The sequence below is a fragment of the Pseudomonas sp. NBRC 111138 genome (genome assembly GCF_001320835.1).
GTDB classification, from domain to species: domain Bacteria; phylum Pseudomonadota; class Gammaproteobacteria; order Pseudomonadales; family Pseudomonadaceae; genus Aquipseudomonas; species Aquipseudomonas paracarnis.
On record NZ_BCBO01000074.1, the window covers coordinates 1 to 11,338 of the forward strand.

Annotated in this window: 12 protein-coding genes; all 12 read left to right on the forward strand. The window is 63.7% G+C overall.

From position 1 onward, the window contains the following. The first annotated feature begins 331 nt into the window (after positions 1-331). The 12 genes from APH41_RS13375 (at position 332) to APH41_RS13430 (ending at position 11,312) form a co-directional block, all read left to right on the forward strand. The gene (locus APH41_RS13375; protein ID WP_054896224.1) at positions 332-1,051 is read left to right on the forward strand and encodes a beta-ketoacyl synthase chain length factor; all 720 of its coding nucleotides are present in this window, start codon (positions 332-334) and stop codon (positions 1,049-1,051) included. Further along, positions 1,027-1,839 (forward strand): 1-acyl-sn-glycerol-3-phosphate acyltransferase, encoded by an 813-nt coding sequence (locus tag APH41_RS13380; protein ID WP_054919413.1) that lies wholly within the window; start codon positions 1,027-1,029, stop codon positions 1,837-1,839. The genes APH41_RS13375 and APH41_RS13380 overlap by 25 nt, the downstream gene beginning before the upstream one ends. Continuing rightward, a complete protein-coding gene (locus APH41_RS13385; RefSeq protein ID WP_034125597.1) occupies positions 1,817-2,086 on the forward strand; it encodes a phosphopantetheine-binding protein in 270 nt (89 codons plus the stop codon). Before APH41_RS13380 ends, APH41_RS13385 begins: the two co-directional genes overlap by 23 nt. 9 nt (positions 2,087-2,095) lie before the next feature. Continuing rightward, positions 2,096-2,350 (forward strand): acyl carrier protein, encoded by a 255-nt coding sequence (locus APH41_RS13390; protein WP_003187949.1) that lies wholly within the window; start codon positions 2,096-2,098, stop codon positions 2,348-2,350. After that, positions 2,347-2,892, forward strand: a complete 546-nt coding sequence (locus APH41_RS13395) for a hypothetical protein (protein WP_054919416.1) — start codon at positions 2,347-2,349, stop codon at positions 2,890-2,892. The genes APH41_RS13390 and APH41_RS13395 overlap by 4 nt, the downstream gene beginning before the upstream one ends. Next, the gene (locus tag APH41_RS13400; RefSeq protein ID WP_054919418.1) at positions 2,889-4,559 is read left to right on the forward strand and encodes an AMP-binding protein; all 1,671 of its coding nucleotides are present in this window, start codon (positions 2,889-2,891) and stop codon (positions 4,557-4,559) included. The genes APH41_RS13395 and APH41_RS13400 overlap by 4 nt, the downstream gene beginning before the upstream one ends. A 161-nt stretch (positions 4,560-4,720) precedes the next feature. Further along, positions 4,721-5,455 carry a glycosyltransferase family 2 protein gene (locus APH41_RS13405; RefSeq protein ID WP_054919420.1) on the forward strand — a complete coding sequence of 245 codons (735 nt, stop codon included), beginning with the start codon at positions 4,721-4,723 and terminating at the stop codon, positions 5,453-5,455. Continuing rightward, on the forward strand, positions 5,452-6,387 hold the full coding sequence (locus tag APH41_RS13410) for a glycosyl transferase (protein WP_014716599.1): 936 nt from the start codon (positions 5,452-5,454) through the stop codon (positions 6,385-6,387). Before APH41_RS13405 ends, APH41_RS13410 begins: the two co-directional genes overlap by 4 nt. Beyond that, positions 6,371-7,912, forward strand: a complete 1,542-nt coding sequence (gene hutH / locus APH41_RS13415) for a histidine ammonia-lyase (protein WP_054919423.1) — start codon at positions 6,371-6,373, stop codon at positions 7,910-7,912. Before APH41_RS13410 ends, hutH begins: the two co-directional genes overlap by 17 nt. Continuing rightward, on the forward strand, positions 7,905-8,330 hold the full coding sequence (locus tag APH41_RS13420; RefSeq protein WP_054919425.1) for a thioesterase family protein: 426 nt from the start codon (positions 7,905-7,907) through the stop codon (positions 8,328-8,330). Before hutH ends, APH41_RS13420 begins: the two co-directional genes overlap by 8 nt. After that, positions 8,327-9,010: an outer membrane lipoprotein carrier protein LolA gene (locus tag APH41_RS13425; RefSeq protein ID WP_054919427.1), complete on the forward strand. Its 684-nt coding sequence runs from the start codon at positions 8,327-8,329 to the stop codon at positions 9,008-9,010. The genes APH41_RS13420 and APH41_RS13425 overlap by 4 nt, the downstream gene beginning before the upstream one ends. Next, positions 8,982-11,312, forward strand: coding sequence for an MMPL family transporter (locus APH41_RS13430; RefSeq protein WP_054919429.1), 2,331 nt, complete (start codon positions 8,982-8,984; stop codon positions 11,310-11,312). Before APH41_RS13425 ends, APH41_RS13430 begins: the two co-directional genes overlap by 29 nt. Positions 11,313-11,338 lie beyond the last annotated feature (26 nt).

The window sequence follows — 11,338 nt, forward strand, 5'->3', positions numbered from 1 at the left end:
CACCACGCGCCGCATGGAAAAACCTCCGTGTATCAATGAATCCCCCGAGTGTAGAGCGCAAAAGCGCTGGTTAGCTACCTCGTTCATCCTTACGCGCTGCCTGGCTCACAAATGAATGGAAACCGCGCACCGATCGAGTCCGGCCTTCGCTCGCCGATAATCTGTAAATTCTTCCAACTTATTTGTGATCAATAGTGAACAAACTTTCACCACTATTTGCTAGAACCCCACGGCACCGGGATAATGCGCGCCATACGGCCATTGCTCCCTGTCCCGGAATCCGGGGCCATTGGCCGCACATGGAAGCCCGCAGGGGCGGGATAACTTCTCAGTGATCAACTTCAACATCGCCCAATGGCGCGCCTGGGCTCCTGGCCTTGCGAGTGCGGACGACTGGTACGCCTGGTGCCGGGACCCGGTGTTGCCGCCTGTCAGCGAAGCGTCCCCCGATGTGTCATTTTTGCCAGCCATGCAGCGCCGTCGTCTGAGCCGGCTGGCGCGCATGGCATTCAGCGTCGGCTGGCCGCTGGCCGAGGGCCTTGAAGACCTGCCACTGGTGTTTATTTCCCGCCACGGCGAAACCCCGCGTACGCTGGACATCCTCAGCGACCTGGCCAACGAGCAGCCGCTGTCGCCGACTCAGTTCAGCCTGTCGGTGCATAACGCGGTAATTGGCCTGTGGTCGATCCTGCGCAATGAAACCAGCGAGATGACCGCCCTCGCCGCCGCCGGCGATGGCCTCGAACATGGCCTGCTCGAAGCCGCCGCTCTGCTCAACGAAGGCGCCGCTGCCGTATTGCTGGTGATCACTGAAGAACAACCGCCCCACGCCTACGCCAGCTGGATTACGGATGTGCCGTTCCCCTATGCCCTCGGCCTGTTGCTCACGCCGGGCGACGAGTGGCAACTGGAACTCACCACTGGCACTGTCCAACTCACTCAAACCCAGTGGCCCCACGCCCTGAACCTGCTGCGCACCCTGCTGACCGAACAGGGCGCCTGCCAACATGCCTGGAAGAACCGAGTATGGAACTGGCAACGCAAGCCCTGACCCACAAGCCACGGCAGGCCTATTATTGGCGCCTGTTCGCCACGGCCCTCAGCTTTTGCCTGTTCGGCATCGGCGGGCTGTGCCTGCGTTTGCTGGTGTTTCCGCTGCTCAGTTGCCTGCCGGGCGACGCCACCCAGCACCAACGGCGCGCACGCCACACCATCAGTTGCCTGTTCTGGTTTTTCATTCGCCTGATGAAGGGCCTGGGCATTCTCACCTACAGCGTCGAGGGTGCCGAAAAGCTTGGCCGCCCTGGCCAGATGATCGTCGCCAACCACCCGTCACTGATCGACGTGGTGTTCCTGATCGGCCTGATGCGCCAGACCAACTGCGTGGTCAAGCAGAGCCTGTTCCAGAACCCGTTCACCCGCAGCCCGGTACGCGATGCCGGCTATATCAGCAACGACGGCAGTGCCGATATGCTCGATGCCGCAGCCGATGCCCTGCGCGCCGGCCAGACGCTGATCATCTTTCCCGAAGGCACCCGCACCACGCCGGGCGCGGCGCCGGCCTTTCATCGCGGCGGTGCGGCCATTGCGCTGCGCGGTGCGACAATCATCACGCCAGTGGTGATCACGGTCAGCCCCACCACCCTGACCAAGGCCGAACCCTGGTATCGCATCCCCCACCGTCGATTTCACTTCAGTTTGCGCGTGGGCGCCGATATAGAGCCACAAGCGTTTGCCGCAGTCGGGCCCGCGCCCCAGGCTTCACGCAAGCTCAACGATCACCTGCATCACTATTTCATTAAGGAGCTCGCCGAAGATGAGCGACCAACACCGCCTTGAGCACGACATAAAGACGCTGATCATCGAGGCCCTGGGCCTGGAAGACATCAGCCCCGACGATATTGGCAGCGACCAGACCCTGTTTGGCGAAGGCCTGGGCCTGGATTCGGTCGATGCGCTGGAATTGGGCCTGGCGATTCAGAAAAAATACGGCATCAAAATCGATGCCGACGCCAAGGACACCCGCAATCACTTCACCAACGTGGCCAGCCTTGCGGCGTTCGTCACGGCCCGACAGGCAGCTTGAGACCGTACCATGCAAACTCGTGACGATATCTTCAACACCCTGCGCGACGCCTTGGTGGAACTGTTTGAACTGCCCCCGGAACGCGTCACCCTCGACGCCAACCTGTACCAGGACCTGGAAATCGACAGCATCGACGCCGTGGACCTGATCGACCACATCAAGCGCCAGACCGGCAAGAAAATCGCCGCCGAAGAGTTCAAGGCGGTACGCACGGTGAACGACGTGGTAGAGGCGGTGTACCGTCTGGTCCAGCCCGCCGCATGAGCCGGCTGATCGGCCTTGGCCTGTTATTGGCGGGGCTGCTGTACCCCTTCGCGGTGTATTACGGCACCGAGCACTTTGCACCTTGGCAGTTCGGCTTGCTGCTGGGCAGCCTGTGGCTGTTGCGCGCGCTCACCGCTGCGCGGCGCCCGGGCAGCCGCTGGATGGCGGTGGTGGTGATCGTGTTTTGCCTGGCACTGGCATGGTTCGATAGCCCCCAGTGGCTGCGTTGGTACCCGAGCCTGGTCAGCGGATTCATGCTGGCGCTGTTCGGCCTGAGCCTGAAGTACGGCCCGCCGATGGTCGAGCGCCTGGCACGCATGACCGACCCGCACCTGCCGCCCCACGCGGTGGTGTATACCCGCCGGGTCACCCTGGTGTGGAGTGTGTTTTTTCTCTGTAATGGCCTGCTCGCCGCCGCGCTCACCCTGTGGGCGCCGCTGAGCTGGTGGACGTTGTACAACGGCCTGATCGCCTACGGGCTGATGGGGCTGTTGTTTGCCGTGGAATGGCTGGTACGACAAAGGGTTCGAGGCCGCGTATGAAAGGGTTGAAACTTGAGCGCTTGCTGCTTGAGCCACTGCAAGATCGCGGGGTGACTACCGAGCCCGCCATGAATCACGCGCAACTGTGCGAGCAATCCCTGAGCCTCGCCGCAGGCCTGCAGGCCCAGGGTATCCGGCGCCTGGCCGTACACCTGGAAGACGCCGGCCTACTGGCGATTGCGCTGCTGGGCGCCTGGCGGGCCGGTGCGAGCGTACTGCTGCCCGCCGACCTGCAACCCCAGACGCAACAACGCTGGGCCGCTGCCGTGGATGCCTGGCTGGTGGACGCCAGCGACCTGGACGCGCTGTATCAAGCGCCCTTGAGCGCCGCTGCTCTCGACCTGGACAACTGCCAACTGAGCCTGTGCACTTCCGGCTCCAGCGGCGAGCCCAAGCGCATCGACAAGTCACTGCGCCAACTGGCCAACGAAGTAGAGGCGCTGGAAGCCCTGTGGGGCAAAGATCTCAAGGACGCCTGCATCATCGGCAGCGTCGCTACCCAGCATATCTACGGCTTGCTGTTTCGCGTGTTGTGGCCGCTGTGTGCCGGCCGCACCTTTGTACGCAAGCAACTGGCGTTCCCCGAAGACATGCAGCGCGCCAGCCGTGAGCACCCGCAATTTGCCTGGGTGGCCAGCCCGGCGCTGCTCAAGCGCATGGGCGACAACCTCGACTGGCCGGCACTGAGCCAGGTTGCACGGGTATTTTCCTCCGGTGGCGCGTTACCGGTTGATGCGGCCGGCAGCCTCTACGACCGTTTGCAGCAATGGCCGACAGAAATCCTCGGCAGCTCGGAAACCGGTGGCATCGCCTGGCGCCAGGGCGCGCAACCCTGGCAGCCGTTTGCCGATGTGCAACTGAGCCAGGATGCCGACGGCGCTCTGCGTATCGCATCAAAATACCTGCCCGAAGGGCACATCGAACAGACTGCCGACGCTGCACGCATTCATGCCGATGGCCGTTTTGAGTTGCTGGGCCGCCTGGACCGTATCGTCAAGCTGGAAGAAAAACGCATCTCCCTGCCGATGTTGGAACAAGCGCTGATCGCCCATGAATGGGTGTGCGACACCCGCCTGGGCGTGGTGCAGGAAAACCGTGCGTTCCTGGGTGCCGTGGTGGTGCTCACCGACGCGGGGCTGCATGCCCTGCGCAACCAGGGACGCCGCACGCTCACCCAGACCCTGCGCCAGCACCTGAGCCAACATTGCGAAGCCCTGGCCTTGCCACGCCGCTGGCGCTTGTTGCGCCAACTGCCGCTGAACAGCCAGGGCAAATTGCCCCAGGCCGATATCGAAGCCTTGTTGCTGGCGCCTCGCCCCAAGGGGCCTGAGGTGTTGGCACAAATCGAAACCGAAGGTGAATGGACCTTGCAACTGAGCATCCCACCGGACCTGGCCTATTTCAGCGGGCACTTCCCGGTCACCCCGGTATTGCCGGGGGTGGTGCAGGTGGAATGGGCGTTCAACCTGGGCCAACAATTGCTCGACCTGCCAACCCGGTTCGCCGGCATGGAAGTGCTCAAGTTCCAGCAACTGGTGCGCCCGGGCGATCACATCGAATTGCATCTGCGCTTTGATCGGGAGCGTAGCAAACTGTACTTCGCCTATCGCAATGGGGTTGCAGCGTGCTCAAGCGGGCGGATCGTGCTGGAGGCCGCGTATGCATAACCTGTTCTTGTGGCGAGGGAGCTTGCTCCCGCTGGAGTGCGAAGCGCTCCCAACCCAGGCATCACCCACTCCCAGGATGATCTCGGTCGCCTCCATTGGGGCTGCTTCGCAGCCCAGCGGGAGCAAGCTCCCTCGCCACGGGGTTTGCGCAGGCTTTGAATATGCATAACCCCTGCGCTTTGATCCCGGTATACAACCACGAAGCCGCCGTGCCGGCCGTGGTCCACAGTGTGCTGAAGAGCGGCCTGCCCTGCCTCTTGGTGGACGATGGCAGCAGCGCCGCGTGCGCAGCCGTGCTGGCGCAGTTGGCGACGCTGGATAACGTCACCCTGCTGACCCTGCCCAGCAACCAGGGCAAGGGCGCCGCCGTGATGGCCGGTTTTCGCGAAGCCGCGCGCCTGGGCTATACCCACGCTCTGCAAGTGGACGCCGATGGCCAGCACGACCTGCGCGAAGTCCAGACCTTTATCCACACCTCACGCCAGCACCCCGACGCCGTCATCTGCGGCTACCCGGAATACGACGACAGCGTGCCCAAGGGTCGCCTGTACGCACGTTACCTGACCCACGTGTGGGTGTGGATCAATACCCTGTCGCTTGAGATTCGCGACTCGATGTGCGGCTTTCGCGTGTACCCACTGGCGCCGACCCTGGCGCTGATGGACTCGGCCTACATTGGCACGCACATGGATTTCGACTCGGACATCCTGGTACGCCTGGCCTGGCGCAACCAGCCGATGCGCTGGCTGCCCACCCAGGTGCACTACCCCACCGACGGCCTGTCGCACTTTCGCTTGTTGCGTGACAACCTGCGCATCAGCGCCATGCACACGCGGTTGTTCTTCGGCATGCTCGTGCGCGCGCCGATGATCCTGTGGCGACGGTGGCAAGCATGAACGACAGCACCAAGCATTGGGCCGACCGCGAGGAACGCGGCAGCTTCTGGCTGATGAAATTCACCGCGGTCGCGGTCAAAGTCCTCGGCCGTCGCCTATTGAGCCCGTTGCTCTACAGCATCGTCTTTTACTTCTTCCTGTTCGGCCGCACCGCACGCCACAGCGCCTGGCAATACCAGCAGCGGCTGGCGCAATGGAGCGGGCGCGATGACTTGCTGCCGAGCCACCGCACAGTCTTTGCCCAGTTCATGGCCTTCGCCGATTCGCTGCTCGACAAGCTGGACGTGTGGAACGGCAAGCTGCGCCTGGAGCAAATCGAAATCAACGACCCGGCACAGTTACGCAGCCAACTGCGTGGCGAGCGCGGGCAAATGCTGGTGGGCGCGCACCTGGGTAACCTGGAAGTGTGCCGCGCCCTCGCGGAGATTGGTGAGCAGGTCACCATGAATGTGCTGGTGCACACCAAGCACGCCGAGCGTTTCAACCGTCTGCTGGGCGAGGCCGGCGCGACCCATTTGCGCCTGATCCAGGTCAGCGAATTGGACCCGGCCACCATGCTGCTGCTCAGCCAGCGCCTGGACGATGGCGAGTGGCTGGCGATTGCCGGCGACCGCATCCCGCTGCACGGCGGGCGTACGGTGCGCGTGGACTTCCTCGGCCATACGGCGGCATTTCCCCAAGGCCCATGGCTGCTGGCGGGCTTGCTCAAATGCCCGGTCAATCTGCTGATGTGTCTTAAGCACCAGGGCCGCTATCGCCTGACTATCGAGCCCTTTGCCGATTTGATCGAGTGGAAGCGCAGTACCCGCGAGCAGGTCATCGCCCTGTGGACCGCCCGCTACGCCGCACGCTTGGGCCAGTTCTGCCTGCAAGCGCCCCAACAATGGTTCAACTTTTACCCTTTCTGGAAGACCGATGACGACGCCTCTTGAGTCCATCACCTTTGGTGAACGCCCCCTGCGCATCGAAGACGTGCTGGCCCTGGCCAACCGCCAGGTGCCAACTCGCCTGCAGGACGATGCCGCGTACCGCCAGCGCATCGCCAAGGGCGCGCAGTTCCTCGACTCGCTGCTGGACAAGGAAGGCGTGATCTACGGCGTGACCACCGGCTACGGCGACTCCTGCGTGGTGGCAGTGCCGCTGGAACACGTCGAAGCGCTGCCGCGTCACCTGTACACCTTTCACGGTTGCGGCCTGGGCAAGTTGCTCGACGCCCAAGCCACCCGTGCCGTGCTGGCGGCGCGTTTGCAGTCGCTGTGCCATGGCGTATCGGGCGTACGCGTGGAGCTGCTGGAGCGCTTGCACGCCTTCCTCGAACACGATGTGCTGCCACTGATCCCGGAAGAAGGCTCGGTGGGTGCCAGTGGTGATCTGACGCCGCTGTCCTACGTGGCCGCGACCTTGTCCGGCGAGCGCGAGGTGCTATTCCGTGGCGAACGCCGTCCGGCGGCCGACGTGCACCGCGAGCTGGGCTGGGAGCCGTTGGTCCTGCGCCCCAAGGAAGCCCTGGCACTGATGAACGGCACCGCCGTGATGACCGGCCTAGCCTGCCTGGCCTTCGCCCGCGCCGACTACCTGCTGCACCTGGCGACGCGCATCACCGCGCTCAATGTGGTGGCCCTGCAAGGCAACCCGGAACACTTCGACGAGCGCCTGTTCGCCGCCAAGCCGCACCCAGGGCAGATGCAAGTGGCCGCGTGGCTGCGCAAGGACCTGGCCATCGACGCGCCCACGGCCCCCCTGCATCGCCTGCAAGACCGTTATTCGTTGCGCTGCGCGCCCCATGTGCTCGGTGTATTGGCCGACAGCCTGAACTGGCTGCGCACGTTCATCGAGATCGAACTGAACAGCGCCAACGACAACCCGATCATCGATGCCGAAGAAGAACGCGTGCTGCATGGCGGGCACTTCTACGGCGGGCATATCGCCTTCGCCATGGACAGCCTCAAGACCTTGGTCGCCAACGTTGCCGACCTGCTCGACCGCCAGCTCGCACTGTTGGTGGATGTGCGCTACAACCATGGCCTGCCGAGCAACCTGTCGGGCGCCCCGGCTGACCGTGCCATGATTAACCATGGCTTCAAGGCCGTGCAGATCGGCACCAGCGCCTGGACCGCCGAAGCGCTGAAAAACACCATGCCGGCCAGCGTGTTCTCGCGCTCCACCGAGTGCCATAACCAGGACAAGGTGAGCATGGGCACCATCGCTGCCCGCGATGCGATCCGCGTGCTGGAGTTGACCGAACAGGTGGCCGCCGCGACCCTGCTCGCCGCGAACCAGGGCGTGTGGCTGCGCGCCCAGGCCGAGGATGCCCGCCCACTGCCACCGGCACTGGCCGCGATGCACGCGGAACTGGCCCAGGATTTTGCGCCGGTCATCGAAGACCGCGCCCTGGAAGGCGAACTGCGCCTGTGCCTGCAACGTATCGCCGCGCAACACTGGAGGCTGCATGCGTAGCCCCGGCGTGTTGCACAGCGACACTGAAATCCTCGTGCCGTTTTTCGACATCGACACCATGAACGTGGTGTGGCACGGGCATTACGTGAAGTATCTGGAAGTGGCGCGCTGTGCGTTGCTGGACAAGATCGGCCATAACTATACGGCGATGCTCGAAGCCGGCTACGCCTGGCCAGTGATCGACATGCAGCTACGCTATGTACGCGGCGCGACCTTCGGCCAGACCATCAACGTGCGCGCCAGCCTGGTGGAGTGGGAGAATCGTTTGAAGGTCAATTATTTGATCACCGACCTGGCCAGCGGCGAGCGTTTGACCCGCGCCAGCACAGTGCAAGTGGCGGTGGAAATCGCCAGCCGCGAGATGCAGCTGGCCTCGCCCAAAGTCTTTACCGACGCCGTAGAGAGAGCCCTGGAATGAGACCCCCTGTAGGAGCGAGCTTGCTCGCGAAGATCGCCAACGATAACGCGGGGCGCCTGACACCCCGTGGGGCCCTCAGGTTTTTCGCGAGCAAGCTCGCTCCTACGGTGGCTGCGTTGTTGCTGAGCTTCAGCGCCCAGGCTTTTGACTTGCAGCAGTTGAGCGATCAGCTTGCCAAACCCTCCGTGATCCACGGCAACTTCACCCAGGAAAAACACCTGCGCGCCCTGCCCCAGCCATTGGTGAGCAAAGGCACCTTCGTGCTCGCCAAGGATCACGGCCTGCTGTGGCTGTTGAAAACCCCGCTGCAACAGGACTACCGCATTACAGCCCAGGGCATTGCCCGCCGCGATGCCAATGGCTGGCAACTACTGCCAAACAAGAGTGCCGGCGCCGAACAGAATCGTTTGTTCCTGGCAGTACTGCAGGGCGACAGCAGTGGCCTGCAGCGCGACTTCGACCTGCAACTGCAAGGCGAGGCCCAACAATGGAAGCTCACGCTGACCCCACGCTCACTGCTGCTCAAGCAAGTCTTCACCCAGATCAATATCGACGGCGGCGCACTGGTGCGCACCATTGAACTGCTGGAAACCCAAGGCGACAGCACGCTGTTGCGCATGCAGGACAGTACCGCCGACCAGCCGTTGAGCAATGCGGAGCAACACGACTTTGCCCAGTGAGCGCCTGCTGCCGCGCCTGTTCCTGACCTTGCTGGTGGCCGTGCTGGCCCTGGCAGGCTGGCAGTGGCGTGATGGCGCGCCGTTGTCGGCCAACCTGATGGAGCTGGTGCCCGGCAGCACGCCAGACGCACTGGAACTGCAAGCCGAACAGCGCATGCAAGAGCCGCTCAACCGCGAAATGCTGGTACTGGTGGGGCATGCCGACCGCCAGCAAGCGGTGGCCGTGGCGCAGCAACTGGGTGAGCGTTGGCAGGCCAGCGGCCTGTTTGAAAAGGTGCAGTGGAACCTGCAAGCCGACTTGCCAGCGTTGCGCGAACAACTGCTGCGTGGGCGTTTGTCGATGCTCTCGTCCAAGGACCGCGAACAACTGATCCAGCAGCCTGAGGCGTTCATCCAGCAACGCGTGCAATCGCTGTTCGACCCCTTCACCGGCTTCAGCCTGGTGCCAAGCCAGGACGATTGGCTCGGCCTGACCGGGCGCATCCAGAACAGCCAGCCGCAACACGGTGCGGTGCAAATGGACATCGGCAGCGGCGCCTTGATCGCCGATGCCGACGGCAAGAGTTGGGTGCTACTGCGAGCGCGCACTACCGGCAACGCCTTCGACATGAAGCTGCCGCTGCAAGTGGCGGACTTGCTGAAGGCCAGCCGCGAGCAAGCCAGCGCACACGGCGCGCAACTGCTCGCCGCCAGCGGTTTGCTCTATGCGGCCAACGGGCAACAGCAGGCCACGCGGGAAATGACCTGGGTCGGCGGCGGCGCTACCCTGGGCACCCTGTTATTGCTGCTGCTGGCGTTCCGACGCTGGCGGGTGCTGCTGGCGTTCGTGCCGGTACTGGTGGGCATGCTGTTTGGCGCGGTGGCATGTGTGGCGCTGTTTGGGCATATGCATGTGATGACCCTGGTGCTGGGTTCCAGCCTGATCGGCGTGGCAGTGGATTACCCGCTGCATTACCTGTCCAAAAGCTGGAGCCTGCAGCCGTGGCGCAGTTGGCCGGCGTTGCGCCTGACCCTGCCAGGGCTGAGTCTGAGCCTGGCCACCAGCGCTATCGGCTACCTGGCGCTGGCCTGGACGCCGTTCCCGGCGCTGACCCAGATTGCGGTGTTTTCGGCTGCTGGTTTGGTCGGTGCCTATTTGTGTGCCGTGTGCCTGTTGCCCGCGCTGCTCAGGGGCGTGGAACTGCGCCCGGCGCAATGGCCGCTGCGTGTCGCCCAAAGCCTATGGCAACTGCGCACGGCACTGCTCAAACGCGTACCCAGTTCGGTACTGCTGGTGTGGGTGCTGCTGTTCTGCGCTGCGGGCCTGTGGCAACTGAACACTAAAAACGATATCCGCCAATGGATCGGTGCGCCGCCGCAGTTGCTGCAGGAAGCCCAGGCCGTGGCGCGCATCACCGGGTTCCAGCCCACCAGCCAGTTTTTCCTGGTGCGAGCGGACAATCAGCAGCAGTTGCTGGAGCGCCAGGCCGCCTTGGGCAAACGCTTGGACCAGTTGGTGCAGATGGACAAGCTCCAGGGCTACCTGGCGCTCAATCAACTGGTCAACCTTCCCGGCGAGCAACAACAGCTGCGCGAGGCGCTGAACAACCTGGCGCCACACTGGCAACCGCTACTGGACCTCGGCGTGCCCCTCAGCGCCCTGCAAGCCGAAGTGGCGCAGTTGCAGGCGCTGCCCACCGCAGACATCGACGCCGCATTGCAAGGCCCGCTGGCCGAGCCGTGGCGCACGCTGTGGCTCGGCCCGGTGGACGGTGGCGTGGCGGCCATGGTCAGCCTCCAAGGCTTGAACAACCCGGCGCTGCTGCGGGTGCAGGCACTGGACTTGCCCGGCGTGCAGTTGGTGGATCGCTTGGGTGACTTGAACCGGGTGTTTGCCGACACGCAGATCAGCGCTGCCGAATTGAAGTTGCTGTCTTGCGTGCTGATCGTGCTATTGCTGATTGCGCCCTTCGGCTTTGGCGGCGCCTTACGTATCGTTGCCTTGCCGCTGCTGGCTGCGTTGTGCAGCCTGGCCAGCCTCGGTTGGCTGGGCCAGCCGCTGACTTTGTTCAGCCTGTTTGGCCTGCTGCTGGTCACGGCCATCAGCGTCGACTATGCGATTTTAATGCGCGAGCAGATCGGCGGCCCTGCCGTCAGCCTGTTGGGAACGCTGCTGGCGGCGCTGACGACCTGGTTGTCGTTCGGCCTGCTGGCCGTCTCCAGTACACCGGCCGTGAGCAATTTCGGCTTGTCGGTCAGCCTGGGCCTGGCGTTCAGCTTTATGCTGGCACCCTGGGCCAGCCGCCAGAACCACGCCTTATGAATGTGATTAGCGCCCATGCGGCAAGG